Here is a 24,150-nt window from a genome sequence, read left to right on the forward strand (position 1 = left end):
CCGCCGCGGGAACGACAACGCACCGTATTCGTCAATTCAGCGTGCCGGGGCTTCGAACGTGGCATTGCGCAGGAAGCCTGCAGGCATCTGCAGCGCAGAAGTGGTGCCGTATTGCTTGTGCGCCGCCAGCAGTTCATCAAGGCGCGGATCGCGGATCATCACGCCCTGGCGCTGAGGTTCGCCCGGCGACATCTGCAGGGGGAAGCTGACCGCCACCACATTCTGTCCACCTCCCGGAGTAGAGGCGATCGGCACCGCTGCCAGCTGCATGCCGGACTCCAGTGCCGGCCGGGTCAGGCCCGTATAGGCATTCCAGCCGATCGTGGCGACTGCCGCGAGCGATGCGAAACCCGCCACCATCTTCCAGCGGAACACGTCATGGTTGGCCGCATCAGCCTGCGGCAGCGTGATCGGGGCCGCAGCGCCGCCCGCAGCAGCCACGCGGATGTCGGAAGGCTGCGCCTGCGGCACGATGATCTGTTCGATCTCGCCATGCGCCAGGCCTCGCGGCTGGGCCTCTTCGGCCAGCTGGGCTCGAAGTCGCGACACCAGGTCGCAGCTCAACGGCCGCGCCAGTTCCGTCGAACGCAGCACATCCCCGATGAGGTGGTATTCATGCCACGCAGCACGCCCCTCGCCGGAATCAGCAAACGCAACAGCCTGAGCACACTGCGCGCTCACGAGCTCGCCGTCGGCCATTGCCGACAACTGCTCACGCATCACAACATCGCCATTCATGGTGTCACCTGCAACCTGCTTCATAAATCTGATCCTGCCTCACCAACGCTTGCCCGTCTGCTTCTCGAGCAGGGGGCGCACCTTTGCCGAAATGGCCTCGCGCGCCCGGAAAATCCGCGAGCGCACCGTGCCGATCGGACAATTCATGGCTTCGGCAATTTCCTCGTAACTCAGTCCCTCGATCTCCCGCAGGGTGACCGCCTGGCGCAAATCCTCAGGCAGGGCCTCCATCGCGGAATTCACCGCCGCTGCAATCTCCTGGGCAGCCAGTACGGTTTCGGGGGTCTCGTCCGTTGTTAGTTCAAAAGGACTGCCAGAAGTTTCATCATCTTCATCATTTGCACGCAAAGCCGTTTCCGTGATAAGCGGATTGCGCTTCAGGTCGACGAGCGCCTTCTTGGCCGTGTTGACCGCAATGCGGTACAGCCAAGTGTAGAACTGCGCATCGCCACGGAACTGGTGCAGTGCACGATAGGCGCGCAGGAAGGTTTCCTGCGCGATGTCGGGAATCAGGTCGGTGTCACGGACCATGCGGCCGATCAGGCGCTCGATGCGCCGCTGATACTTGACCACCAACAGTTCGAAGGCGCGCTGGTCCCCTGCGAGCGTACGCTCCACCAGCTGCATGTCGCTGTTGGGCGCCGTGGCCGGCTCGGTGTTGGAAGAGGTCATGTTAATTCGGCACCTCGCCGTTGCCGGCGTCTTCTTCTTGTATCAATGGGCTGAACCACCGGAGAGCAGTGGATCAGCATGGGCGCGGCAATACACCGCACGGCGCAAATCGGCCCAGGATGACGGATCGGCCTTTTCCTCGAGCAGGCACCAGAGCACCCGTGGCGACCCCAGCACCCGCGCCCGCACCAGCAGGACCGACTGGAAATCCATGAGGATCTCGACATCGGCGCACAAAGCATGCTCCTGCGCCACCGTCTGAAGTTCCCACTGGATGCCATCCCAGCACAGAACAGCCACGGGATTGCGCCACCACCAGTGCAGCGCACCGCAAGTCACCACCACCCAGAGCGCCAACGCCAGGCTGGCCGGCCCAACCGGACGAGGTGCCGGCATCCCCGTCGCCAGCCACATACCCAGCAGCAGCAACGCACATGCGGACAATGCGGTAATCCACCAGAGTGCCATGCGCGAGCGCCGTGCGGGATACCGCACCGCAGGAGCGTGCAGGTGGTGCCGGAAGATGCGGTCAGCGGCGGTCATGCCGCAGCCGTGCTCCCAGGCGCACGAACAAGGACATGACGCGGCCCGAAAGCCTCTCCTTCACAGGAGGGGGCAATCGAAGGGGGAACGAACGGCAACGACATGCGACCAGTCCCCCTGCGTCGCATCAGGCGGCGCGCTTGAAGACCAGGGTGCCGTTGGTGCCGCCGAAGCCGAAGTTGTTCTTCACGGCGACTTCGAGCTTCGCGTCTCGCGCGACATTGGCGCAATAGTCCAGATCGCACTCGGGATCCTGCTCGAAGATGTTGATCGTCGGAGGAATCTTCTGATCGCGCAACGCAAGCACCGTGAACACGCTCTCGATGCCTCCCGCGCCACCCAGCAGGTGACCGGTCATGGATTTGGTGGAGCTCACCACCATCTTCCTGGCATGGTCGCCCATGGCCGCCTTGATGGCATTGGTTTCGTTCAGGTCGCCCAGCGGCGTGGACGTGCCGTGCGCGTTCAGGTAGTCCACCTGATCCGCATTCACGCCCGCATTGCGCAACGCGTTGAGCATCGCGCGGCGCGGGCCGTCCATGTTGGGAGCGGTCATGTGACCGGCATCGGCGCTCATGCCATATCCCGCCAGCTCGGCGTAGATCTTGGCACCGCGCGCCTTGGCGTGTTCGTACTCTTCGAGCACCATCACGCCGGCACCTTCACCCAGGACAAAGCCATCACGGTCTTTGTCCCAGGGGCGCGACGCCGTCTTGGGGTCGTCATTGCGGGTGGACAGTGCGCGCATGGCGGCAAAGCCACCCACGCCCAGCGGAGACACCGTGGACTCCGTACCACCAGCGACCACCACATCGGCATCGCCATATTCAATCATGCGCCCTGCTTCGCCGATGCAGTGCAGCCCCGTTGTGCAGGCAGTCACCACCGACAGATTCGGGCCCTTGAAGCCGAATCGCATGGACACATGGCCCGCCACCATGTTGATGATGGAGGCAGGAACGAAGAACGGCGTGATGCGGCGCGGGCCGCGGGCCGCCAGTTCTGCGTGGGTATTCTCGATCAGCGGAAGTCCACCGATGCCCGAGCCGATCACGCAACCGATGCGTGTGGCCAGGTCTTCCGACAGGGCTTCGCCAATCGGCAGCCCTGCATCGATGACGGCTTGCTCCGCAGCCGCAATGCCGAAGTGGATGAACGTGTCCATGGAGCGCGCATCCTTGGCGCTCATGTACTTCTCCACATCAAACCCCTTGACCTCACCCGCAATCTTGCAGGAGAAGTTCGACGCGTCGAACTTGGTGATGAGATCAATGCCGGATTGGCCGGCCAGGATATTGGCCCAGGCCTCGCTCACCGTGTTTCCAACGGGAGTGATGCAGCCCAGACCGGTCACGACAACGCGACGACGGCTCATGCGTTCAAACTTTCTGCTGATCTACAAAAGGCCTGATCAGGCCTTTTGATGGGTGTTGGCGTAGTCGATGGCGTTCTGCACCGTGGTGATCTTCTCTGCGTCTTCGTCAGGAATCTCGATGCCGAACTCATCTTCCAGAGCCATCACCAGTTCGACCGTGTCCAGGGAGTCAGCGCCCAGGTCAGCCACGAAGGCCTTTTCGTTGGTCACTTGGGACTCTTCCACACCGAGTTGTTCGGCAATGATTTTCTTGACACGTGCTTCGATATCGCTCATGGTTTCCCTCAGGGGGTTGTGAATGAATCCGCGATTTTAACTGCTTCGGGCAAATGCCCCTAACAGCCAGCCGTACGGACCAACCGGCACTGACCTTGTTTGTACTACATGTACATGCCGCCGTTGACGTGCAGCTCCTGCCCCGTCACGTAGCCTGCCCCCTTGGAGGCCAGATAGGCCACCGCATGGGCGATGTCGCTCGGCTGACCCAGATCGCCCATGGCGATCTGCGACTTCAGCGCCGCCTTCTGCTCGTCGGGGAGACTTGCCGTCATGTCCGTTGCGATGAAGCCCGGAGCAACGCAGTTCACGGTGATGCCGCGGCTGCCCAGTTCACGGGCCAGGGCACGCGTCATACCCGCCACACCGGCCTTCGCGGCAGCGTAGTTGGCCTGGCCCGGATTGCCCGAGGCGCCCACCACGCTGGTGATGCTGATGATGCGGCCGAAGCGCTGCTTCATCATCGGGCGAATAGCCGCACGGCTTACTCGGAATACGGCCTTCAGATTGGTGTCGATGACGGCATCCCAATCGTCATCCTTCATGCGCATGGCCAGGGTGTCGCGCGTAATACCCGCATTGTTCACCAGGACATGCAGGCCACCGAATTCCTTGACGGTGGCGTCGATCAGCGCATCGACCGCCGCGCCGTCGGTGACATTCAGCTTCACGCCCTTGCCGCCGCTGGCCGCAAGCGCTTCGTGGATGCGTGCCGCGCCATCATCCGACGTGGCGGTGCCGATCACGCGATAGCCGCGCGCAGCCAGTTCGGCAGCAATGGCCGCACCAATGCCGCGGGTGGCGCCGGTGACCAGCGCGATCTGAGGAGTGGAGGAGGTGTTGGTTTCGCTCATGCCAGCAATTCTTTGGTTTCTGCCAATGTGGCCGGATCATAAATGGATGCACCGACCAGTTCTGCGTCGATGCGCTTGATCAGGCCGGCGAGCACCTTGCCCGGACCGCATTCGATGACATGCGACACGCCGCGCGACTTGAGCGCCTGCACGCATTCCACCCAGCGCACCGGACCGAAGGCCTGGCGGTAGAGCGCATCACGGATCCGATCAGCATCGGTCTCGACGGCCACATCCACGTTGTTGAGCACGGGAATCTGCGCGGCACCCAGCTCCAGCGCGGCAAGCGCGACACGCAGCTTTTCCGCGGCAGGCTTCATCAGGCTCGAATGGAACGGCGCCGACACGGGCAGCGGCAGCGCGCGCTTGGCTCCCGCGGCCTTGAGCACCTCGCAGGCCTTGTCTACGCCCGCCTTCGAGCCGGCGATCACGGTCTGCGCGGGATCATTGAAATTCACGGCCTCAACCACTTCGCCGGAGCCCGCGCCGAAACTGGCTGCCGCCTCTGCACAGCCGGCCACCACCTTGGCCGAATCCAGCCCCAGGATGGCGGCCATCGCGCCCACGCCCACCGGAACGGCTTCCTGCATCGCAGCCGCACGCAGGCGCACCAGCGGAGCCGCCTGGGCCAGCGTCAGCACACCCGATGCCACCAGGGCGGAATACTCACCAAGCGAGTGCCCGGCCACCGCCGCAGGCAGTGCGCCCCCCTCGGAGCGCCACACGCGCCATGCCGCCACGCCGGCAACCAGCATCACGGGCTGGGTGTTGGTGGTCAGTGCCAGCGCCTCCTTGGGGCCCTCATGGATCAGCTTGGCGACATCTTCACCCAGCGCATCGGATGCCTCGCGCAGGGTCTCCGCCACCACGGGATGGTCGCCCCAGCCGTCAAGCATGCCGACAGATTGCGAGCCTTGGCCCGGAAAAACAAAAGCAAATGTTTTGGACATAGGGATTTGTGTTTTCTAGTGCAGACGAACGGGCGACCCCCACGCGGCCAACACAGCCACGGCAGGGAAACCACCCGCTCAGTAAGGAATTACATCGTCAGGAGCACGGCGCCCCAGGTGAAGCCGCCACCCACGCCCTCGAGCAGCAGGTTCTGGCCCGGCTTGATCTGCCCGGTACGCACGCCGTGATCGAGCGCCAGCGGAATCGATGCAGCCGACGTGTTGCCGTGCTGATCGACAGTGACGATCACCTTCTCCATGGGCAGCTTGAGCTTGCGCGCGGTACTCTGCATGATGCGGATGTTGGCCTGGTGCGGAATCAACCAGTCGATGTCGGCATCGGTCAGGTTGGCCTTCTCCAGCGTGGCGCGAGCAGCCTTCTCCAGCACGCCCACCGCCAGCTTGAACACCGCCTGCCCATCCATCTTGAGCAACGGATCGCCGAGGATCTGGCCACCGTAGACGTTGCCCGGCACGCACAGGATGTCGACGTGGCGGCCATCGGCATGCAGGTCGCTTGCCAGGATGCCCGGCTTGTCGGAGGCCTCCAGCACCACGGCACCCGCGCCGTCGCCGAACAGCACGCAGGTCGTGCGGTCGTTGAAATCAAGAATGCGGCTGAAGACTTCCGAGCCCACGACCAGCGCACGGTTGGCGGCGCCCGTCTGGAGCATGGCATCGGCCACGGTCAATGCATAGACAAAACCGCTGCAGACTGCCTGCACGTCGAACGCCGGGCAACCGTGCACACCCAGCTTGTTCTGCAGGATGGCGGCGGTCGAGGGGAACACCATGTCGGGCGTCGAAGTCGCCACGATGATCAGGTCGATGTCATCGGCCGTGATGCCGGCCGCCTCGATGGCCCTGCGCGAAGCCTCCACGGCCAGATCGCTGCTGGCCACGTCGCGCCCGGCAAAGTGGCGCGCCTTGATGCCGGTACGCTCGACAATCCATTGGTCCGATGTCTCGATGCCGCGCTGGGCCAGCTCGGCCACCAGGTCATCATTGGTCACAAGGCGGGGCGGCAGGTAGCTGCCCGTGCCGGTAATACGTGAATAGCGTCTCATTTATGGTGCGGCCGACGGCGAGTCGGACAAAGCTGGAGCCACGCTCCCCGTCAGCAGCGGCGCCGCATGGGCGACCTGGGTCCTGACACGGTCGAGCAGATTATTGCGAGCTGCATCATACGCCCGGTTCAGCGCGTGCTCGAATGCGGTCGCGTCGGCCGAGCCGTGGCTCTTGAAGACCAGGCCGCGCAGGCCCAGCAGTGCCGCACCGTTGTAGCGGCGATGATCCATGCGCTTCATCAGCGCAGATAGAACAGGATAAGCAACGATAGCTGCAATTTTCGTGAAGATATTGCGTTTGAACTCGCTCTTGAGCCCGCCCACGATCATCGACGCCACCCCCTCGGAGGCCTTGAGCGCGACATTGCCGACAAAGCCGTCACAGACGACGATGTCCACGACGCCCTTGAAAATGTCATTGCCCTCGACGTTGCCGTAGAAATTCAGATCACCGCGTGCGCCGGCTTCGCGGAGCAATTCGCCGGTCTTCTTGATGACCTCGCTGCCTTTGATCGCCTCTTCGCCAATATTCAGCAGGCCCACTGCGGGGCGCTCGCTGTCCTGGAGCACCGATACCAGCGCCGAGCCCATCACCGCGAACTGCAGCAGGTGATCGGCGGTGCAGTCCACGTTCGCGCCCAGATCGAGCACGGTGGTGGCCGACCCCTTGTCGTTGGGGATCTGGGTGGCAATCGCAGGACGGTCGATGCCGTCCAGTGTCTTGAGCAGGTAGCGCGCGATCGCCATCAGCGCGCCGGTATTGCCGGCGGAAACGGCCACCTGGGCCTCGCCATCCTTCACGCGCTGAATGGCCACGCGCATCGACGAGTCCTTCTTGCGGCGCAACGCCACTTCCACCGCGTCATCCATGGTCACCACTTCGGTGGCGATGACAACCTTGGCGCGCTCATGCCTGAAGTCACGAAGACTGGCCTCCTGCCCGACCAGCAGCAGCTGGGCATCCGGGTGTTTTTCGAGAAATTGACGGCACGCGGGAAGCGTGACGCCAGGGCCATGATCGCCCCCCATGCAGTCGACAGCCAGTGTGATCATTTAGGCAAAGTGGTCAGGCAAGGAATGCATGCCTGAAAAAATGATAGGAAACGCCATTAAACGACAAAGGCCCGCGCTACCGGTTTGTAGCAACGGGCCTTCATCAGCCGGAAGCCTTGAATTTAGGCTTCGGACTTGTTCTTCAGCACTTGGCGACCACGGTAGAAACCGTTGGGGCTGATGTGGTGACGCAGATGCGTTTCGCCGGTGGTGGGTTCCACAGCAATGCCCGGCACTGTCAGGGCGTTGTGCGAACGGTGCATGCCGCGCTTGGAGGGGGACTTCTTGTTTTGCTGAACAGCCATGATGGCTCCTAGGGTCTGAAAAGGGTTGGTGAAAAACGCGATTAGCCCATTAAAGACACGAGGGGATTCGCGCGAAACCATCGAGTATAGCTCAATTGCGGGCATTGCTCAAATCCGTGCTGCAACGCAGGCCCGGAAGTACCCGCACGTATCCGCATTCCAGGCGCTCACTGCTCAATGCTTCTTGTCGTCAACCCGCAGGCTGGCCAGGGCCGCGAACGGATTGGTCTTCTGCGTATTGGCTTCCTCGAAGTCATCGTCGGTGGACTTCATGACCACCTGCGAGGGGCACTCCTCGTGCTTGGGCACCACGGGCAGTTCCAGCAGCAGTTCGTCCTCGATCAGCTCGCGCAGGTTGAACTCGCGGCTGAGTACCAGGAGGTCTTCCTCGCACTCGTCATCAAGCGCCTCCGCCGTGGCCTCGTCGGCCACGAAGCGGAATTCCCTGTCGATGTCGATGGGAACATCCACCGGCCCCATGCAGCGCTGGCACTGCATGGGCACCGTGGCGTGGATGGTCAGGTGCATCCAGATCTGCGAACCGATTCCGGCCACTCCGGAGCGAACCTCGCCAGTGGCTTTCCAGTCCACGAGCAGATCGGGGTGCAGGCCCTTGGCCTCTTCCGCGACCCGCTTGTACTTGAGCAGCGAATCATGGCCGGACAGCTGGGCACCCGCCTGGGCGAATGCCTTGATATCCAGTCGATCGGGGGAGAGTTCCTTTGTCATGCCCGCAGTGTAAGAGAATCAGGGCATGCAGCAATCCACATCCATGACTCGCACCCTGATTTTGGGCTCGACATCACGTTACCGCCGAGAATTGCTGGAGCGTCTGCGCCTGCCCTTCGAGGTGGCCGCCCCCGAGGTCGACGAAACCCCGCTCCCTGGCGAAAGCCCGCGCGAGCTGGCCCTGCGCCTTGCGGCTGCCAAGGCCCGCGCCGTCGCCCAGATGCATCCCGGCGCCGTGGTGATCGGATCCGACCAGGTTGCCGACCTCGACGGCAAACCCCTTGGAAAACCAGGAAATCATGAGCGGGCCGTGGCTCAGCTCAGGGAAATGCGCGGCCATGCCATGGTCTTCCATACCGCGGTGTCGGTGGTATGCCTCGAATCGGGATTCAGCCAGATCGACCTGGCGCAGGTGCATGTGCGCTTTCGCCACCTGAGCGACGAGGAGATCGAACGCTACCTGCGGGCCGAGCTGCCCTACGACTGCGCCGGCAGCGCCAAGAGCGAGGGCCTCGGCATCTCCCTGCTCGATGCCATCGACAGCGACGATCCCACCGCCCTGATCGGCCTGCCGCTGATCCGTACCTGCCAGATGCTGCGCGCAGCGGGAATCATGCTGCCATGAGCGCCTCCGCAAACACCCCGACCTCACGCAAGGGCACCCTCTACCTGGTGCCCGCGCCGCTTGATTTTGGCTGCGACGTGCAGGCGCCTCTTGAGTCGGTGCTGCCGCAGGGCACGCTGACGACGGCATCCCGGCTGACGCACTGGATCTGCGAGAACGCCAAGAGCACGCGCGCCTACCTCAAGCGCATCGACGCCCTGCACCCACTGGCTGCCCCGCTGCAGGAGCAGCAGATCGCCGAACTGCCGCGCGAGGTGCACAAGAAGGGTGATCACGGAGGCAAGGGGCACGCGCCATTCGATGCGCGCTCGATGCTGGCTCCCGCGCTCGCAGGACACGACATGGGCCTGGTCAGCGAGGCCGGCATGCCCGCCGTGGCCGATCCCGGCAGCTCGGTGGTGCGCGCCGCCCACGACCTCGGCATCAAAGTTGTACCGCTCGTCGGCCCGGTCTCGCTGCTGCTGTCCATTGCCGCCAGCGGCCTCAATGGACAGAACTTCGCCTTCGTCGGCTACCTGCCTCAAGACAGCGCGGAGCGCTCGCGCAGGCTGAAGGAACTGGAGACCCTGGCCCTCAAGCAGGGCCAAACCCAGCTCTTCATCGAGACGCCGTACCGCAACGCGGCCATCTGGCAGGCACTGCTGCACACGCTGCAGCCAAGCACCCGGCTCGCGCTGGCAAGCGGCCTGACGCTTGAGAGCGCGAACATCCAGAGCCAGCCGGTCAGGTCATGGCGCGACCTGCCCTGCCCCGCCGACAACCGCACGCCGACGGTGTTCCTGATCGGCGCCTGACGGTCTGCCGGGCCGGGGTCCCCCCCCGGCACCGCGGGTCAGCGCACTTGCAGCGCGTTCGACTGGACGGTCTGCACCGCCCCTGCGCCCATCGCCGCGCCGAATTTCTTCACAAGGCGCTCGGCCACGTTGTCGCGGCGCGTGTAGTCGATCACTTCCTCGGCCTTGACAACCTCGCGGGCCACATAGCTCACGTTGCCGAGCTGGTCGGCCAGCCCCAGTTCCACGGCCTGCTGGCCGGTCCAGAACAGGCCGCTGAAGGTTTCGGGCGTTTCCTTCAGGCGATCGCCACGGCCCTTCTTGACCACGCCGATGAACTGCTGGTGGATCTGCTCGAGCATCTGCAGCGCGAACGCGCGCTGCTGCTCGGACTGCGGGCTGAAGGGATCCAGAAAACCCTTGTTCTCGCCTGCCGTCAGCAGCCGGCGCTCCACACCGAGTTTTTCCATGGTGCCGGTGAAACCGAAGCCGTCCATCAGAACGCCGATGCTGCCCACGATGCTGGCCTTGTCGACATAGATGTCATCTGCCGCCGAGGCGATGTAATAGGCCGCCGACGCACAGGTTTCCTCGACCACGGCGTAGACAGGCTTGTTGTGCTTGGCCTTCAGCCGGTAGATCTCGTCGTTGATGATGCCGGCCTGCACCGGGCTGCCGCCGGGCGAGTTGATCAGCAGCACCACTGCCTTGGAGCCCGAGTCCTCGAAAGCGCTGCGCAGGGCCGCCACGACGAATTCGGCGCTGGCCTCGTTGCCTGCGGCAATCTCGCCCTTGATGTCCACCACGGCCGTATGGGCCGTGCTCTTGCTGGTCGTGGTCGTCTCGCGCGAGAACAGGACCACGGCAATGCCAATCACCACGAGGAGCCATGCAAGGCGCAGAAAATTGCGCCAGCGACGGGCCGAACGCTGCTCCTTGAGCGTGGAGAAAACCAGCTTTTCCAGCACATCGCGCTCCCAGCCGGGCTTGGCACCGGCACCCGCGCTGGAGGTGGCCGCGGCAGGCGTACCGCCGGCGCCCCACAGGTCCGTCATCGCGGGCTCATTGCTGCCTTGCGATCCAGGGAAATCGGGGCGATTGGGATCAGTCATGAATCAGAACTCTACGGGTTTCAGGTTATCGGCGGGATGCCAGCGCACAATGCCCTCGGCTTCGCTCAGAGGAATCTTCACCAGCCCGCCCCGGCAGGGTCCGCCGGCGCATTCACCGGTATCGGGCCGATAGGCGGCGCCATGGGTCGCACACAGCAGCCACTGGCCAGTGTCGTCGAAAAACCGGTCGGGTTGATAGTCCATCTCCATGGCCACATGGGTACAGCGATTCAAGAACGCATGCACCTGTCCTTCGAAGCGGATCGCGAAGGCGCGGCAGTTTTCGCCCGCAAAGCACACGTCGAACGGAACGGCGAGACCGCCCTCGACGAGTTCACTGCTCGCACAGAGCTCGATGCCGGAGGTATCTGAAACGGAACTCATGGCGCGATCATGCATTTTTCAGGAGCCACTGATGCAAATCCGCAACAGATTCCGCGATATGCAAGGGGTTCAGGCGTGCAAAACCCTCGGTGGAATGCGCCCCGTAGGCCACACCCACACTGGCGCAACCCGCGGCCTGCGCCATTTCGAGGTCATGCGTGGTGTCGCCGATCATCAGGGTGCGCCCGGGCTCGATGCCCCATTGCTCCATCAGCTCGAGCAGCATCAGCGGGTGCGGCTTGCCGGCCGTCTCGTCGGCGGTGCGGGAGCCATCGAACATGCCGCGCAACTCGACCGCGTCCAGCACATGGTCCAGCCCACGGCGGCTCTTGCCCGTTGCCACGGCCAGCAGGTGGCCGCGCTGGCGCAGGCCACCCAGCATCGGCAGCACGCCCTCGAACAGGCTGAGATCGTCCTGGTGCTGTACATAGTGCACGCGATAGCGGTTGACGAGCTCTGGATACTGGGAAGGCGGCACGTCGGGCGCCGCCTTGGCCAGCGCCGGTTCGAGCGCCATGCCGATGACCCAGGCCGCGGCCTCGTCGCTCGGCACCTGGCCGCCCACGTCGCGCACGGCCTCCTGGATGCTGCGCACAATGCACGCCGTGGAGTCGTAGAGCGTGCCATCCCAGTCGAAGGCGATCAGGTCAAAGCGGCGGGGAGTGGATTCAGGCATTCGATGCGTTGCTCGTGATGGTTTCGGTTTTCAGGAAGTCTGCCAGCTCCGGCGGCAGTTCGGCACGCATTTCGACGCGCTCCTGGCTCGCGGGATGATTGAACTGCAGGCGCCAGGCATGCAGGAACATGCGCTTGAGCCCCTGCTTCTGCACACGCTTGTTCAGGTCGAAGTCCCCATACTTGTCGTCACCGACGATGGGATGCCCCTGGCTCGCAAGATGCACCCGGATCTGGTGGGTGCGGCCGGTCTTGATGGTCACCTCGAGCAGGCTCATCGCAGGCAGGCCCTGCAGCGGGCGCGGAGCATAGGTCTCGCGCACCTTCACCAGCGTGATCGAGCGCATGCCATCGGGGTCGTCCGCCGTGGTGGTCCGCACGCGGCGCTCGCCGTCTTCCTGCAGGAACTTGTGCAGCGGCACGTCGATCACCTTGTTCCTGGCCGGCCAGGTGCCAATGACCAGGGCCAGATAGGTCTTGCCCGTCTCGCGCTCGCGGAACTGATCCTGCAGCGCGGTCAGCGCCGAGCGCTTCTTCGCGACCAGCAGGATGCCCGACGTTTCGCGATCGAGCCGGTGCACCAGCTCCAGGAAGCGGCTTTGTGGCCGCGCCTGGCGCAATTGCTCGATCACGCCGAAGCTCACGCCGCTGCCGCCATGCACGGCCACGCCCGCAGGCTTGTCGATGACGATCAGGTGGTCATCCTCCAGCAGCGCGGGAAACTCCCGCGCCGGCGCCGGTCGCTCCTGCTTTTCGGCCACCTTTTCGGACACGCGCACCGGCGGCACGCGCACCAAGTCCCCCGCCGCAACCCGGGTATCGGCGCTCGCGCGCCCCTTGTTGATGCGCACCTCACCGCTGCGAATGATGCGATAGACGTGCGTCTTGGGCACGCCCTTGAGCTCGCGGATCAGGAAATTGTCCAGGCGCTGGCCCGCGAATTCGGCATCGACTTCGACGATGCGCACTGCTGAAGTGGCTATTGGGGCGGCCTGTTTTGCCGGTTTGCCCTCTATAATGTGTTTCACCTGCGCGACGAATGTGTAAGTGGTTGATTTGTCTGGAGTTTAGTCCACCCAGCCCGGCAAGTCGCGCAGTATGGTTGATGCCCATAGGCGTCCTACGCGCAAAACTTGCAGGTTATTGATCTGTTGTAGCCGTCGGACTCCAGTGGCTAACACATTGAAACACTGAATACGGAATCTTGAGTTGGTCCTGGGCCGAGAAATTGTCTGACGCCGGGACCAGCGGACAAAGCGATAACAAATATGTGGTTTTTCACGGCCTGGATCATGTCACTGCTGCAGGGGCGCAAGCCTCCTGCACTGGCATCGCTCGCGCCGCGAACTTCCACGCGGGTCGTGCCGAAGGCTGTTTTCTTCAAGCCCAGGCAGTGCGTCATCCGCTTCGCCTTCATCCATGCCCCGCCCTTGCGCCTGATGAGCCAGTCATTGACATCACATTGACTCATCAGCCGTAGGCATTCGGCAATTCCTTTCGTTTCTCTGCGTTGGCCAGGCATCAGCGGCTCCAGGTGAGCCTGTCTTTGTCATGGAACTTTGGCGGGACGAGCCGCTGCGAAAAGCGCAGCGCGTCGGCCCGCATACAACAACGAGAAGGAAACGCATCATGAAACGGATGCTCATCAACGCCACGCAGCCGGAAGAGCGCCGCCTGGCCATCGTCGACGGCCAGAAGCTGCTGGACTACGAGATCGAGATCGAGGGACGCGAACAACGCAAGGGCAATATCTACAAGGCGGTGGTCACCCGCGTCGAGCCCTCCCTCGAAGCCTGCTTCGTCGACTACGGCGAGGACCGCCACGGTTTCCTGCCGTTCAAGGAAATCTCCAAGCAATACTTTGCAGAGGGCGTCTCGCCCAGCCAGGCCAAGATCCAGGACGCGATCCGTGAAGGCCAGGAACTGATCGTCCAGGTCGAAAAGGAAGAGCGCGGCAACAAGGGCGCTGCCCTCACCACCTTCATCTCGCTGGCGGGCCGCTACGTGGTGCTGATGCCCAACAACCCGCGCGGCGGTGGCGTCTCGCGCCGCATCGAGGGCGAAGATCGCGCCGAACTCAAGGAGGCGATGGACCAGCTCGAATACCCCAAGGGCATGTCCATCATCGCGCGCACCGCCGGTATCGGCCGCACGGCGCCCGAGCTGCAATGGGACCTGAACTTCCTGCTCAAACTCTGGAAGGCCGTCGACGACGCCGCCAAGGCCGGCAAGGGCGCCTTCCTGATCTACCAGGAATCGAGCCTGGTGATCCGCGCGATGCGCGACTACTTCAACACCGACATCGGCGACATCCTGATCGACACGGACGAGATCTACGAACAGGCGCATCAGTTCATGTCGCACGTGATGCCCGAGCATGCGAGCCGCGTCAAGCGCTACCGCGATGACGCTCCGCTGTTCAGCCGCTTCCAGATCGAGCACCAGATCGAGTCGGCCTATTCCCGCACCGTGACGCTGCCCTCGGGCGGCGCGATCGTGATCGACCACACCGAGGCGCTGGTGTCCGTGGACGTGAACTCGGCCCGCGCCATCAAGGGCGGCGACATCGAGGAGACCGCCACCCGCACCAACCTCGAAGCCGCCGACGAAGTGGCCCGCCAGATGCGCCTGCGCGACCTGGGCGGCCTGATCGTCATCGACTTCATCGACATGGAAGAGTCGAAGAACCGCCGCGAGGTGGAGAACCGCCTGCGCGACGCGCTGCGCCAGGACCGCGCACGCGTGCAGTTCGGCTCGATCAGCAAGTTCGGCCTCATGGAGATGAGCCGCCAGCGCCTGAAGCCGGCACTGTCCGAAGGCGCGCACATCAACTGCCCGCGCTGCGGCGGCTCCGGCCATATCCGCGACACCGAAAGCTCGGCGCTGCAGATCCTGCGCATCATCCAGGAAGAGTCCATGAAGGACAACACCGCCGCCGTGCACTGCCAGGTACCGGTGGAAGTGGCCTCGTTCCTCCTCAACGAGAAGCGCACCGAGATCGCGAAGATCGAGCTCAAGCAGCGCGTGAACGTGATGATGATCCCGAACAAGTCGCTCGATACGCCGCACTACAAGCTCGAGCGACTGAAACACGACGACCCGCGCCTGGAAGACCTGCAGGCCAGCTACCAGCTCGTCGAGGAAACCGAAGACCAGACCAAGGTGACGCGCCGCTCGCAGGAGCCCACCAACAAGCAGACTCCGGTGATCAAGGGCATCCTGCCGGACGCGCCCGCACCGCAGGTCGAGCCGCGTCCCGATGCGGCAGCCCGAGCAGCCGCGCGCGCCAACGGCCAGCAGCAACCACGCGGCAACGCCAGCGCAGCCCCGGCTCCCGCACCCACGCCGACCGTGGCACCTGCCCGTCCGCCCGAGATGGGCTTCATCGCCTGGCTCAAGAGCCTGTTCGGTTTCGGCCCGTCGGCAGCGCCTGCGGCGCCCGCACCCGTGGCGGCACCGGCTGCGACACCCGCCGCGGAGACGCGCGAGCCACGCCGTGAAGGCCGTGGCAACAACGACCGCCGCCGCGGCGGCCGTGATGGCAACCGCAGCGAAGGTGGCCGCGATGCCGGTGCCACGGGCGAAAACCGCAACGAGGGTCGAGGCGAGGGCCGCAACGGCCGCCGCAACGAGCGCAATGACCGCGGCGGCGAAGGTCGCCAGGCGCGTGACGGCGAACAGCGTGGCGGCGAACGCCGCAACGACCGTGGCGAGCGCACCGAACGCAATGACGGCGAGGCCCGCCGCGAACAGCGCAACGGCCGCGATCGCAACAACGAGGCACGCCAGAACGGCAACAACATCCCGGTAGTGGATGCGTCGGCGCCGGCCCAGAACCCGGCAGATGACGCCTCGGCGGATCGTCCGCAGCGCGAACGCCGTGAACGTGGCGAACGCGGCCAGCGCGGTGAACGTGGCGAGCGCCGTGAACGCGCACCGCGCACCATCGATGCGAACGCCGCGGCACCCGCCGGCGACAGCGCCCCGCTGCTGCCGATGCCCGACATCGACCTGTCGCTGAACAGCGGTGCCGAAGGCAATGTGCCGGATGCAACCGGTCAGCAGCCCCAGGCAGAAGGCGAACGCCGCGAGCGCCGCTCCCGCGACCGCTACGGCCGTGACCGCCGTGGCCGCAACGGAGGCAACGCCGAAGGCATGGACGCCAACGGCAATGCAGCGGAGACCGTGGCCGACGCAGCAGGTGTCGTGGTCGCCGAATCGAGCACCGCCTTCGCAGCGACCACCGCCGAAGCCGCGGACAGCAGCACGGAAGGCGAAGCGCAGCCCGCACGCCGCAGCTACTTCTCGCAGAGCACGACGACCGCTGTCGCCGTGACGCCGCAGGAAGCAGTTCCCGCCGCACCTGTCGCGCCAGCCACGCCGAAGGCCGTTGCGGCACCGGCAGCAGCAGAGCCCAGCGTCGTGGTGGTGAGCCCGTCCGCCGAAGCCATCGTGGTTCCCGCGGCCCAGGCGGTCGCACCGACAACCCAGGCAACCCAGGACGACGTCCCGGCTGGCGGCATGCCACGCGTCGGCAGCTATGAACTGCCGCTGCGTTCGCTGCACGAGCTGGCATCCGCGTCGGGCCTGCAGTGGGTGAACTCCGACGCCGAGAAGATCGCCGTCGTTCAGGCCGCCATCGCAGCCGAGCCCAAGCCGGTCCATGTGCCGCGCGAACGGCCGCCGGTCGTGGTGTTCGACGAAGGCCCTCTGGTGCTGGTGGAAACCCGCCGCGACCTGGCCCGCATGCCCCTGCCGTTCGAGCTGCAGGAACAACAGCAGCAACAGCAGCAGTAAGCCGCTGCACTGCCCTGCCCGGAGCCGCCTTGCGGCAGGCCGGGCATGGCAGGAGACACTACCCCCGAACGGCCCATTCCCGGGCCGTCTTCATTTGCGAGCGAGAATCCCTTTCATGCTGTTCCTCCTCTCCCCCGCCAAATCGCTCGACTACGACACGCCGCTTCCCGCCGACCTGCCCCATACGCTGCCGCAGTTCGTGCCCGACTCGAAGGTGTTGATCGAAGTGCTCAGGCAGAAGTCTCCACAGGATGTCGCATCGCTCATGAGCATCAGCGACACGCTGGCCGGCCTCAACGTGGCGCGCTACGCCGCATGGTCTCCGCGCTTCAGCGCTAAGAATTCGCGCCAGGCCGTGATGGCGTTCAACGGAGACGTCTACGAGGGCCTGCAGGCGCACAGTCTGTCCGCAGACGACCTCGCCTGGGCACAGGACCATGTCGCCATCCTGAGCGGCCTGTATGGCGTGCTGCGTCCGCTCGACTGGATGCAGCCCTATCGCCTGGAAATGGGCACGCGCCTTGCCACCGGCGCGGGCAGCAATCTCTACCAGTTCTGGGGCAAGCGCATCGCAGAGCACCTGAACAAGCAACTGCGTGCCGACACCACTCCCGTGGTGGTCAACCTCGCGTCGCAGGAATACTTCAAGTCGGTCGATCTCAAGGCACTCAAGGCGCGCGTCATCGAGTGCGTGTTCGAGGACTACAAGGGCGGCCAGTACAAGATCATCAGTTTCTACGCCAAGCGTGCCCGCGGCCTGATGGCGCGCTATGCCATCGAGCATCGCCTCAGTACCCCGCATCAGCTCGAAGGGTTTAACCTGGACGGCTATGCTTGGCATGCGGGCAGTTCCACGCCCGAGCGGCTGGTGTTCCGCCGACGCACCGCCGAGAATTGAGGCCCACCATTCACCGAAGGGATCTTCACACCATGCCTTCCGCATCGAGCAACCGCACACAGTCCTCCGCCGGCCAGCAGGCCGTCACACCCGAGCTGCGCCAATGGATCATTGCGCAGGCACAGGCCGGTTTCACCGCGCCGACGCTGCTCAAATCGATGACGGATTCGGGCTGGAACGAGGATGTCGCGGTCGATGCGCTCGAAGCCGTGCTGCGCGATCACCTGAATACGGTGGCCGTGGAGCAAGGCCTGCCCGCAGCAAGCGCGGTGCCCGAGCCCAGCCTGGAGGATTCGCCCCTGTTCGTCGATGTGGGCGACCGCAAGGTCGAAGTGTTGATGGAAGTGGCCGACCCGCGCATCGTGCTGTTCGGGGGCCTGCTCTCCCGCGAGGAATGCGAGGCGCTGATCGAGGCGGCCCAGCCGCGCCTGGCGCGCTCGAAGACGGTGGAGACGCGCACGGGAGGCGAGGAGGTCAACGCCAGCCGCACCAGTGAGGGCATGTTCTTCCAGCGCGGCGAGAACGATGTGGTGAAGCAACTCGAGGCGCGTATCGCCAGGCTGGTGAACTGGCCGCTCGAGAACGGCGAAGGCCTGCAGATCCTGCACTACGGCCCCGGCGCCGAGTACAAGCCGCACTACGACTATTTCGACCCGAACGAGCCCGGCACGCCCACCATCCTCAAGCGCGGCGGCCAGCGCGTCGGCACCCTCGTGATCTACCTGAACAACCCCGACAAGGGCGGCGGCACGGTATTTCCGGACATCCACCTGGAAGTCAGCCCGCGCCAGGGCAATGCCGTATTCTTCAGCTACGAGCGCGCGCACCCCAACACCAAGACACTGCATGGCGGCTCGCCCGTGATCGAAGGTGAAAAATGGATCGCCACCAAGTGGCTGCGCCAGGGCGAGTTCAACTGACAGCGCCCCTCCTCCCTCTTTTTCGTTTCCCCTCATGTCCTCTCCCGACCAATCCCCGCTGGGCAAGGCGTCCGCCTACGTGGACCAGTACGACGCCACGCTGCTCTTCCCCATTCCGCGCGCCGGCAAGCGCGCGGAAATCGGCATCACCGGAGATGCCCCCTTCTTCGGTGCCGACCTGTGGACGGCCTACGAGGTCTCCTGGCTCAATGCCAGAGGCAAGCCACAGGTGGCGCTCGCGCACATCACCATTCCGTGCGAAAGCCCCAACATTGTCGAGAGCAAGTCGTTCAAGCTCTATCTCAACAGCTTCAACAACAGCCGCTTTTCCAGCGTCGAGGAAGTGCGTGATGCCATCCGCGCCGATGTCAGCGAGGCCGTCTGGCGCGGCAGCGATGCGCCGCGCACCATCGGCCTGAAGCTTGTGCAGGCGGAAGCCTTCGAGAGCGAGCAGATGGGCGAGTTGGGCGGCCTGCTGCTCGACCGGCTCGACATCGAATGCGACCGGTACACGCCCGATCCCTTGCTGCTGACCGCCGACCACGAACAAGCGCCCGTGAGCGAGGAACTGGTCAGCCACCTGCTCAAGAGCAACTGCCTCGTCACCGGCCAGCCCGACTGGGGCAGCGTGCAGATCAGCTACAGCGGCCCGCAGATCGACCAGCAGGGCCTGCTCCAATACATTGTGAGTTTTCGTAACCACAATGAATTCCACGAGCAGTGCGTCGAGCGCATCTTCATGGACATCTGGACACGCTGCAAACCCATCAAGCTGAGCGTCTATGCACGCTATACGCGGCGTGGCGGCTTGGACATCAATCCGCTGCGCACCAGCCATCCGCAGGCGCTGCCCAGGAACCTGCGCAACGCGAGGCAGTAAAAACACCGGGGTCGCCCTCCCTGCATTCATGCTACGGTGCATTCATCGCACAACGTGAACAGGGAGTCCCCATGCGCATCCTCAAAGGATTGCTTCATGACATCGCTGTCACCGATCAGTCCACCATCGAAGGACAGGTCCTGGGCAACATCGTGGTCACCAACGGTGCCGAGCTCCATCTGCGTGGCCCCTGCGCGGGCAACCTCGTCGTGCGCCGGGGCGGCAAGGCGTTCATCTACGCCATCGTCACCGGTCGCATCATCAACGAGGGCGGAGAAATCCGCATGCAGGGCGCAATGCCCGGCGAGATACCAACCTGATGCAGCGGCCGCAACGCACCGGAACCCCCACTGGTCCCCAAACCGGAACGATTAGCCGCTAGAACAGCGAGGCGCTCTCCCCGCCCCGCATCTCCGCCATCGCCTGCTCCACCTCACCCTCTGGCAGCAGGTTGCCCACGCGCACACCCAGAAGCCGCAGCCGCCGCTGCAGCGGTACGCGCTTGAGGCACAGGCCCGCATGGCGGCGGATCTCCGCTGCATCCTGTGTATAGAAGTCGATGGTCTGGTCGCGGGTAGCGATCTTGAAATCGTCGAAGCGCAGCTTGATGCCGATGGTACGGCCCGCGTAGCCCTTGCGTCGCAGGTCGCCCGCCACCTGCACGCACAGTTCGGTGAAGATGCGGCCGAGCTCGGCACGGTCGTGCACTGCATGGAGGTCGCGATCGAAGGTTGTCTCGCGGCTCATCGATACCGGCTCGCTCTCCGTTTCCACCGGCCTGTCGTCGCGCCCCCATGCCGCATCATGCAGCCACGCGCCGTACGACCGGCCGAAGTTCGCAATCAGCCAGTCGCGCGGCCTGGCCGCCAACTGGCCAATGGTCTCAATGCCGTGCAACTGGAGCTTGGCGTCGGCCTTGGGCCCCACTCCGTTGATCTTGCGGCAGGCAAGCGGCCAGATCAGGCTCTCCAGATCGCCTTCATGCACCACCGAAATACCATTCGGCTTGTTGAATTCGCTGGCCATCTTGGCAATCAGCTTGTTGGGCGCCACGCCGATCGAGCAGGTCAGCCCCGTCGCCTCGAAGATCGATTTCTGCAGCAGCCGCGCCAGCGTCCTTCCGCCCTCTCGCTGGCCGCCGGGCACGTCGCTGAAATCGATGTAGACCTCGTCCACGCCGCGGTCCTGCATGCGCGGGGCGATCGACAGGATGATGTCCTTGAACTGCCGCGAAAAGCGCCTGTATTCCGCGAAATCCACGGGCAGCATGATGGCCTGCGGGCACAGCCGTGCCGCCTTCATCATGCCCATGGCCGATCCCACGCCGAACTGCCGCGCCGGATAGGTGGCCGTGGTGATCACGCCGCGCCCGACATAGTCCCTGAGCAGAGGAAACGCCTCCACGGGAATGTCCGAAAGCCGTCCGCCATACTTTGCGACCAGCGCATCATCCTCGCGGCGCCGGCCTCCGCCGATGATCACCGGCAGGCCCTTCAATTGCGGATAGCGCAGCAATTCCACGGAGGCGTAGAACGCATCCATGTCGAGGTGGGCAATGCGGCGGATGGGCGGCGAGGCGCTGCTGGGAAGGGACACAGCCGCTATTGTTGCCGCAACGCAGCGGGCCTGCGCCGAGCCGGGAAATCAGGTGCCGAGGGAGCAGATCAGCACCAGCCCCACGAGCATCAGGCCGATGCCGATCTTCTCGGGACGCGAGAAGGATTCGCTGAACACCTTGCGCGAGACCACGTAGCTGAAGACCACCTCGACCATGCCGAGCGTCCTGACCGACGCGGCGCTCTGCATGGCGTACGCGGTGAACCAGGCAAGCGAAGCCGCCGCTCCCATCGAACCTGCGAGCATGGAGATCTTCCACGCGCGGAAGATCGGCGCCAGGCCGCGTTCGGTCTTGAATTGCACCCAGGCGCCCAGGCCCAGCGTCTGCATGAGCTGTGCGACCAGCACGCCCCACGCCCCCGACAGCCAGGGTGTCTCGGCATTCAGCTCCACGGCCGCGCCACGGTAACCGATGGTCGCGATGGCAAAGCACGCTCCGCAGATCAAACCGTGCATCGCCGACTTGCCGAACCATGCGGATGCCGACAGCATCTGCCCGCGCGGCGGCAGCGACAGCAGCAGCACGCCCCCCGTTGCGAGCACCATGGCGAACAGTGCCCAGGCGGTCGGCAGCTCATGCAGGAACACCGCGCCGAACAGCGCGACCTGCAGCACTTCGGTCTTGGACAGGGTCACCGCCACCGCGAAGTTTCGCTCCTTCATGGCCAGCAGCAACGCCGCGGTGGCGGCCACCTGGAAGAAGGCGCCCAGTGCAATCCAGCCGAAATAGGCGGCGCTCATGTGCGGTGTCGTGGGTGCCTGGGCAGGAAGCGCATACAGCAGCCACAGCCAGATCAGCGCAAACGGCAGGCCGTACAGAAAGCGCACCAGCGTGGCCGATAGGGTTCCAAGCTCCTTGGTGAGCGAGCGCTGCGCCGAATTGCGCACGGTCTGCGCCAGCGCCGCGAACATCACCACGGGCACCCACAGCCAGGACAGTTCGATCAGGTGGGAGGCAGCGGTGGAAACGGCGGACATGGAAAGGACCCCAAAAAGAGTGCGCAAAGCATAGCCCGCGCACGCGCCACCCCGCCTTGCCCGGCCCCGCCTTATGGCGAGGCCTGCCGCGTCCACCAGCGATGGCAGGGACGGGAGGCCGGAGCGGTCTCAGGGCCTCTTGAATGCCAGCAGCTTGGGGACGAAGCTCTGTACCACTTCTCCGCGCTGGTTCTTGGTTTCGCAGCGAATGCGCACGATGGCGCGGCCCGGCTTGGAACGCGAGGGAATGATCTCGAGGATCTCCGACTCGACATGAAGCACGTCGTCGGGTCGCGTCGGCTGCGGCCAGCTCAGCTCCTCCACGCCCGCGCCGATGACGCCCGCCGACATGGGAAGGCTCTCGACGACCAGCTTCATCGTGATCGAGGCCGTATGCCAGCCGCTCGCGGCCAGGCCCTGGAAGAATGTGTCGCGCGCTTTCTCGGGATCGGTGTGGAAGACCTGCGGATCGAATTGCCGCGCGTACTCGATGATCTGCGCCGCGTCCAGGACGTGTTCGCTGCTGATGAATTTCTGGCCGATCCGCAGATCGTCCAGATACAGAACCGGATTGCTCATGTGACTATGACTCCGTGATGCCTGTCTTTGCGACGAGCCATCATAAGCAAGGCACAACAAAGCTGCTGACGCACAAACGACAACGCGGCCCCGGTTGTGCCGGGGCCGCGTCATTCATTTACTCATTCATTCATGCGCGCCCACTCATGGCGTGGGGTAGGTTCCCGGCAGGAGAATGGACTTGTCGACGTTCTGGATGTTGGTGTGGCCGCAGAAAGCCATGGTCACGTCGAGCTCCTTGTGCAGGATCTGCAGCGCCTTGGTCACGCCGGCTTCACCGAACGCACCCAGGCCGTAGACCATGGCACGGCCGATCATGGTGCCGCGTGCGCCCAGGGCCCAGGCCTTGAGCACGTCCTGGCCACCGCGGATGCCGCTGTCCATCCACACTTCGATCTGGTGGCCGACCGCTTCGGCGATCGCCGGCAGTGCATGGATCGACGACGGCGCACCATCGAGCTGGCGGCCGCCGTGGTTGCTCACCACGATCGCGTCGGCACCGCTCTGCACGGCGAGGAGTGCGTCCTCCACCTCCATGATGCCCTTGAGGATCAGCTTGCCCTGCCATTGCTTGCGCACCCAGGCCACGTCGGCCCAGGACAGGCGAGGATCGAACTGCTCGTTGGTCCATGCCGCCAGCGAGCTCATGTCGCTCACGCCCTTCACATGCCCCACGAGGTTGCGGAAGGTGCGGCGCTGTGTGCCCGCCATGCCGAGGCACCAGCGCGGCTTGGTCATCAGGTTGAGGATGTTGGTGAGCGTGGGCCGTGGGGGCGCGGTGAGGCCGTTCCGGATGTCCTTGTGGCGCTGCCCGATCACCTGCAGATCGAGCGTGAGCACCAATGCGCTGCACTTGGCGGCGCGTGCGCGATCGATCATGCGTGCCATCGATTCGCGGTCGCGCATCATGTAGAGCTGAAACCAGAATGGCGCGCTGGTGTTCTCCGCAATGTCCTCGATCGAGCAGATGCTCATGGTGGACAGCGTGAACGGAATGCCGAACTTCTCGGCGGCGCGCGCGGCGTGGATTTCGCCATCGGCGTGCTGCATGCCGGTCAGTCCCACCGGCGCGATGGCCACGGGCATCTTGGCCTGCTGGCCCGCCATGGTGGTGGCCGTCGTGCGCCCTTCCATGTTCACCGCCACGCGCTGGCGCAGCTTGATGGCCTGGAAATCCGACGTGTTCTCGCGGTACGTGGTCTCGGTCCACGAGCCGGAGTCCGCATAGTCGTAGAACATGCGCGGCACGCGCTGTTCCGCGACTACGCGCAGGTCTTCAATGCAGGTCATTTTGGAAAGTTCAGGCATGGCTGTATTTCCCGGTGCACTGCCGCGCGGGGAGCCGAAGTC

27 protein-coding genes are annotated in these 24,150 nt (G+C 64.5%); 7 read left to right on the forward strand and 20 right to left on the reverse strand.

Features of this window, described 5'->3' with window-relative positions:
• Window positions 1-36: 36 nt before the first annotated feature.
• The 11 genes from H9K76_RS17475 to H9K76_RS17525 form a co-directional block, all read right to left on the reverse strand.
• The gene (locus H9K76_RS17475) at window positions 37-762 is read right to left on the reverse strand and encodes a sigma-E factor negative regulatory protein (protein WP_246475106.1); all 726 of its coding nucleotides are present in this window, start codon (window positions 760-762) and stop codon (window positions 37-39) included.
• 15 nt (window positions 763-777) lie between these two features.
• Window positions 778-1,410, reverse strand: a complete 633-nt coding sequence (gene rpoE / locus H9K76_RS17480) for an RNA polymerase sigma factor RpoE (protein WP_187596593.1) — start codon at window positions 1,408-1,410, stop codon at window positions 778-780.
• A 42-nt stretch (window positions 1,411-1,452) separates the two neighbouring features.
• Entirely contained in the window at window positions 1,453-1,953 is a 501-nt protein-coding gene (locus H9K76_RS17485; protein ID WP_187596594.1) for a hypothetical protein, read from the reverse strand.
• A 127-nt stretch (window positions 1,954-2,080) separates the two neighbouring features.
• On the reverse strand, window positions 2,081-3,328 hold the full coding sequence (fabF, locus tag H9K76_RS17490; protein WP_187596595.1) for a beta-ketoacyl-ACP synthase II: 1,248 nt from the start codon (window positions 3,326-3,328) through the stop codon (window positions 2,081-2,083).
• Window positions 3,329-3,364: 36 nt separating this feature from the next.
• Complete coding sequence (acpP, locus tag H9K76_RS17495) at window positions 3,365-3,604, reverse strand: acyl carrier protein (RefSeq protein WP_003058049.1); 240 nt, start codon at window positions 3,602-3,604, stop codon at window positions 3,365-3,367.
• Window positions 3,605-3,708: 104 nt separating this feature from the next.
• Window positions 3,709-4,458, reverse strand: a complete 750-nt coding sequence (gene fabG / locus H9K76_RS17500; protein WP_187596596.1) for a 3-oxoacyl-ACP reductase FabG — start codon at window positions 4,456-4,458, stop codon at window positions 3,709-3,711.
• A complete protein-coding gene (fabD, locus tag H9K76_RS17505) occupies window positions 4,455-5,408 on the reverse strand; it encodes an ACP S-malonyltransferase (RefSeq protein WP_187596597.1) in 954 nt (317 codons plus the stop codon). The genes fabG and fabD overlap by 4 nt, the downstream gene beginning before the upstream one ends.
• An 89-nt stretch (window positions 5,409-5,497) precedes the next feature.
• Window positions 5,498-6,475 carry a beta-ketoacyl-ACP synthase III gene (locus H9K76_RS17510; protein WP_187596598.1) on the reverse strand — a complete coding sequence of 326 codons (978 nt, stop codon included), beginning with the start codon at window positions 6,473-6,475 and terminating at the stop codon, window positions 5,498-5,500.
• A complete protein-coding gene (gene plsX, locus H9K76_RS17515) occupies window positions 6,476-7,528 on the reverse strand; it encodes a phosphate acyltransferase PlsX (RefSeq protein WP_187596599.1) in 1,053 nt (350 codons plus the stop codon).
• 122 nt (window positions 7,529-7,650) lie between these two features.
• Window positions 7,651-7,833: a 50S ribosomal protein L32 gene (rpmF, locus tag H9K76_RS17520; protein ID WP_011794326.1), complete on the reverse strand. Its 183-nt coding sequence runs from the start codon at window positions 7,831-7,833 to the stop codon at window positions 7,651-7,653.
• 174 nt (window positions 7,834-8,007) lie between these two features.
• A complete protein-coding gene (locus H9K76_RS17525; protein ID WP_187596600.1) occupies window positions 8,008-8,562 on the reverse strand; it encodes a YceD family protein in 555 nt (184 codons plus the stop codon).
• Between the two features lie 43 nt (window positions 8,563-8,605).
• On the opposite strand from H9K76_RS17525, the gene H9K76_RS17530 reads away from it, so the two are divergent.
• Both H9K76_RS17530 and H9K76_RS17535 read left to right on the forward strand, forming a co-directional pair.
• Window positions 8,606-9,187, forward strand: a complete 582-nt coding sequence (locus tag H9K76_RS17530) for a Maf family nucleotide pyrophosphatase (protein ID WP_425489617.1) — start codon at window positions 8,606-8,608, stop codon at window positions 9,185-9,187.
• Window positions 9,184-9,981 (forward strand): SAM-dependent methyltransferase, encoded by a 798-nt coding sequence (locus H9K76_RS17535; RefSeq protein WP_187596602.1) that lies wholly within the window; start codon window positions 9,184-9,186, stop codon window positions 9,979-9,981. Before H9K76_RS17530 ends, H9K76_RS17535 begins: the two co-directional genes overlap by 4 nt.
• A 38-nt stretch (window positions 9,982-10,019) precedes the next feature.
• Here H9K76_RS17535 and H9K76_RS17540 read toward each other — a convergent pair whose 3' ends face one another.
• The 5 genes from H9K76_RS17540 to H9K76_RS17560 all read right to left on the reverse strand — a co-directional run bounded on the left by H9K76_RS17540 (window position 10,020) and on the right by H9K76_RS17560 (window position 13,653).
• Entirely contained in the window at window positions 10,020-11,072 is a 1,053-nt protein-coding gene (locus H9K76_RS17540) for a S49 family peptidase (protein ID WP_187596603.1), read from the reverse strand.
• Between the two features lie 3 nt (window positions 11,073-11,075).
• The gene (locus tag H9K76_RS17545; RefSeq protein WP_246475107.1) at window positions 11,076-11,471 is read right to left on the reverse strand and encodes a Rieske (2Fe-2S) protein; all 396 of its coding nucleotides are present in this window, start codon (window positions 11,469-11,471) and stop codon (window positions 11,076-11,078) included.
• Entirely contained in the window at window positions 11,464-12,132 is a 669-nt protein-coding gene (locus H9K76_RS17550; protein ID WP_187596604.1) for an HAD family hydrolase, read from the reverse strand. Before H9K76_RS17550 ends, H9K76_RS17545 begins: the two co-directional genes overlap by 8 nt.
• The gene (locus H9K76_RS17555) at window positions 12,125-13,159 is read right to left on the reverse strand and encodes an RluA family pseudouridine synthase (protein ID WP_187596605.1); all 1,035 of its coding nucleotides are present in this window, start codon (window positions 13,157-13,159) and stop codon (window positions 12,125-12,127) included. Before H9K76_RS17555 ends, H9K76_RS17550 begins: the two co-directional genes overlap by 8 nt.
• Before the next feature lie 146 nt (window positions 13,160-13,305).
• On the reverse strand, window positions 13,306-13,653 hold the full coding sequence (locus H9K76_RS17560) for a hypothetical protein (RefSeq protein ID WP_187596606.1): 348 nt from the start codon (window positions 13,651-13,653) through the stop codon (window positions 13,306-13,308).
• 107 nt (window positions 13,654-13,760) lie between these two features.
• On the opposite strand from H9K76_RS17560, the gene H9K76_RS17565 reads away from it, so the two are divergent.
• From H9K76_RS17565 to H9K76_RS17585, 5 genes are all read left to right on the forward strand, one after another.
• A complete protein-coding gene (locus H9K76_RS17565) occupies window positions 13,761-16,928 on the forward strand; it encodes an Rne/Rng family ribonuclease (protein WP_187596607.1) in 3,168 nt (1,055 codons plus the stop codon).
• A gap of 115 nt (window positions 16,929-17,043) precedes the next feature.
• Window positions 17,044-17,826 carry a peroxide stress protein YaaA gene (gene yaaA / locus H9K76_RS17570; RefSeq protein ID WP_187596608.1) on the forward strand — a complete coding sequence of 261 codons (783 nt, stop codon included), beginning with the start codon at window positions 17,044-17,046 and terminating at the stop codon, window positions 17,824-17,826.
• Between the two features lie 32 nt (window positions 17,827-17,858).
• A complete protein-coding gene (locus H9K76_RS17575; protein WP_187596609.1) occupies window positions 17,859-18,746 on the forward strand; it encodes a 2OG-Fe(II) oxygenase in 888 nt (295 codons plus the stop codon).
• Between the two features lie 34 nt (window positions 18,747-18,780).
• Window positions 18,781-19,626 carry an NADPH-dependent 7-cyano-7-deazaguanine reductase QueF gene (gene queF, locus H9K76_RS17580; protein ID WP_187596610.1) on the forward strand — a complete coding sequence of 282 codons (846 nt, stop codon included), beginning with the start codon at window positions 18,781-18,783 and terminating at the stop codon, window positions 19,624-19,626.
• Window positions 19,627-19,697: 71 nt separating this feature from the next.
• Window positions 19,698-19,946, forward strand: coding sequence for a hypothetical protein (locus H9K76_RS17585; protein ID WP_187596611.1), 249 nt, complete (start codon window positions 19,698-19,700; stop codon window positions 19,944-19,946).
• A 58-nt stretch (window positions 19,947-20,004) separates the two neighbouring features.
• Here the strand turns inward: H9K76_RS17585 and H9K76_RS17590 are convergent, their stop codons facing one another.
• The 4 genes from H9K76_RS17590 to H9K76_RS17605 form a co-directional block, all read right to left on the reverse strand.
• Window positions 20,005-21,168, reverse strand: a complete 1,164-nt coding sequence (locus tag H9K76_RS17590; RefSeq protein ID WP_187600708.1) for a Y-family DNA polymerase — start codon at window positions 21,166-21,168, stop codon at window positions 20,005-20,007.
• A gap of 102 nt (window positions 21,169-21,270) precedes the next feature.
• On the reverse strand, window positions 21,271-22,221 hold the full coding sequence (locus tag H9K76_RS17595; RefSeq protein ID WP_187596612.1) for a DMT family transporter: 951 nt from the start codon (window positions 22,219-22,221) through the stop codon (window positions 21,271-21,273).
• A 129-nt stretch (window positions 22,222-22,350) separates the two neighbouring features.
• Window positions 22,351-22,800 (reverse strand): MaoC family dehydratase, encoded by a 450-nt coding sequence (locus H9K76_RS17600; RefSeq protein WP_187596613.1) that lies wholly within the window; start codon window positions 22,798-22,800, stop codon window positions 22,351-22,353.
• 144 nt (window positions 22,801-22,944) lie between these two features.
• The gene (locus tag H9K76_RS17605) at window positions 22,945-24,108 is read right to left on the reverse strand and encodes an alpha-hydroxy acid oxidase (RefSeq protein ID WP_187596614.1); all 1,164 of its coding nucleotides are present in this window, start codon (window positions 24,106-24,108) and stop codon (window positions 22,945-22,947) included.
• Window positions 24,109-24,150 lie beyond the last annotated feature (42 nt).

The organism is Diaphorobacter ruginosibacter (assembly GCF_014395975.1).
In the GTDB taxonomy this organism is placed as follows: Bacteria; Pseudomonadota; Gammaproteobacteria; order Burkholderiales; family Burkholderiaceae_C; genus Diaphorobacter_A; species Diaphorobacter_A ruginosibacter.

Excerpts from the sequence above, each read along its gene's own strand:
- yaaA (WP_187596608.1), top strand. The coding sequence starts at position 17,044 with ATGCTGTTCCTCCTCTCCCCCGCCAAATCGCTCGACTACGACACGCCG.
- H9K76_RS17475 (WP_246475106.1), bottom strand. The coding sequence starts at position 762 with ATGAAGCAGGTTGCAGGTGACACCATGAATGGCGATGTTGTGATGCGT.
- rpmF (WP_011794326.1), bottom strand. The coding sequence starts at position 7,833 with ATGGCTGTTCAGCAAAACAAGAAGTCCCCCTCCAAGCGCGGCATGCAC.
- H9K76_RS17545 (WP_246475107.1), bottom strand. The coding sequence starts at position 11,471 with ATGCATGATCGCGCCATGAGTTCCGTTTCAGATACCTCCGGCATCGAG.
- rpoE (WP_187596593.1), bottom strand. The coding sequence starts at position 1,410 with ATGACCTCTTCCAACACCGAGCCGGCCACGGCGCCCAACAGCGACATG.
- H9K76_RS17585 (WP_187596611.1), top strand. The coding sequence starts at position 19,698 with ATGCGCATCCTCAAAGGATTGCTTCATGACATCGCTGTCACCGATCAG.
- H9K76_RS17535 (WP_187596602.1), top strand. The coding sequence starts at position 9,184 with ATGAGCGCCTCCGCAAACACCCCGACCTCACGCAAGGGCACCCTCTAC.
- H9K76_RS17605 (WP_187596614.1), bottom strand. The coding sequence starts at position 24,108 with ATGCCTGAACTTTCCAAAATGACCTGCATTGAAGACCTGCGCGTAGTC.
- H9K76_RS17485 (WP_187596594.1), bottom strand. The coding sequence starts at position 1,953 with ATGACCGCCGCTGACCGCATCTTCCGGCACCACCTGCACGCTCCTGCG.
- H9K76_RS17565 (WP_187596607.1), top strand. The coding sequence starts at position 13,761 with ATGAAACGGATGCTCATCAACGCCACGCAGCCGGAAGAGCGCCGCCTG.
- H9K76_RS17595 (WP_187596612.1), bottom strand. The coding sequence starts at position 22,221 with ATGTCCGCCGTTTCCACCGCTGCCTCCCACCTGATCGAACTGTCCTGG.
- H9K76_RS17525 (WP_187596600.1), bottom strand. The coding sequence starts at position 8,562 with ATGACAAAGGAACTCTCCCCCGATCGACTGGATATCAAGGCATTCGCC.
- H9K76_RS17540 (WP_187596603.1), bottom strand. The coding sequence starts at position 11,072 with ATGACTGATCCCAATCGCCCCGATTTCCCTGGATCGCAAGGCAGCAAT.
- H9K76_RS17600 (WP_187596613.1), bottom strand. The coding sequence starts at position 22,800 with ATGAGCAATCCGGTTCTGTATCTGGACGATCTGCGGATCGGCCAGAAA.
- fabD (WP_187596597.1), bottom strand. The coding sequence starts at position 5,408 with ATGTCCAAAACATTTGCTTTTGTTTTTCCGGGCCAAGGCTCGCAATCT.
- H9K76_RS17590 (WP_187600708.1), bottom strand. The coding sequence starts at position 21,168 with ATGGATGCGTTCTACGCCTCCGTGGAATTGCTGCGCTATCCGCAATTG.
- H9K76_RS17510 (WP_187596598.1), bottom strand. The coding sequence starts at position 6,475 with ATGAGACGCTATTCACGTATTACCGGCACGGGCAGCTACCTGCCGCCC.
- fabF (WP_187596595.1), bottom strand. The coding sequence starts at position 3,328 with ATGAGCCGTCGTCGCGTTGTCGTGACCGGTCTGGGCTGCATCACTCCC.
- queF (WP_187596610.1), top strand. The coding sequence starts at position 18,781 with ATGTCCTCTCCCGACCAATCCCCGCTGGGCAAGGCGTCCGCCTACGTG.
- plsX (WP_187596599.1), bottom strand. The coding sequence starts at position 7,528 with ATGATCACACTGGCTGTCGACTGCATGGGGGGCGATCATGGCCCTGGC.
- H9K76_RS17560 (WP_187596606.1), bottom strand. The coding sequence starts at position 13,653 with ATGCCTGGCCAACGCAGAGAAACGAAAGGAATTGCCGAATGCCTACGG.
- acpP (WP_003058049.1), bottom strand. The coding sequence starts at position 3,604 with ATGAGCGATATCGAAGCACGTGTCAAGAAAATCATTGCCGAACAACTC.
- H9K76_RS17575 (WP_187596609.1), top strand. The coding sequence starts at position 17,859 with ATGCCTTCCGCATCGAGCAACCGCACACAGTCCTCCGCCGGCCAGCAG.
- fabG (WP_187596596.1), bottom strand. The coding sequence starts at position 4,458 with ATGAGCGAAACCAACACCTCCTCCACTCCTCAGATCGCGCTGGTCACC.
- H9K76_RS17550 (WP_187596604.1), bottom strand. The coding sequence starts at position 12,132 with ATGCCTGAATCCACTCCCCGCCGCTTTGACCTGATCGCCTTCGACTGG.
- H9K76_RS17530 (WP_425489617.1), top strand. The coding sequence starts at position 8,606 with ATGACTCGCACCCTGATTTTGGGCTCGACATCACGTTACCGCCGAGAA.